The sequence below is a fragment of the Lentilactobacillus dabitei genome (assembly GCF_019061365.1).
Classification (GTDB): Bacteria; Bacillota; Bacilli; order Lactobacillales; family Lactobacillaceae; genus Lentilactobacillus; species Lentilactobacillus dabitei.
Window position 1 is genome coordinate 1 of record NZ_JAHPPD010000201.1, and the last position, 282, is coordinate 282.

1 protein-coding gene is annotated in these 282 nt (G+C 44.3%); it reads right to left on the reverse strand.

Translation table 11 applies throughout. From position 1 onward, the window contains the following. A partial coding sequence (locus KTE19_RS13785) for an IS66 family transposase (RefSeq protein ID WP_217342529.1) occupies window positions 1-282 on the reverse strand: 282 nt, incomplete at both ends.

Here is a 282-nt window from a genome sequence, read left to right on the forward strand (position 1 = left end):
GCTGGCCGGTACTAAAAAGCCAATTCTTACGACCAATGACCGAAGTTTTGATACTCCGTTCGGCAATGTTATTACTAATGGCCACCCCAGGATCATTTAAAAAGACCTCTAGTTGTTCACGCTGATTCACCATGTAGGTATAAGCGCGTCCCAACTTAGACTTGTTGATAGGGGTAGTTTCACTGATTAGCTGCCATATGCTATCGACAATTGGTTTGGACTCTCGTTGTCGAATCTCTAACAACTGTTGTGGTGAAAAGCCCTGAGCTTTTCGTTCGATCG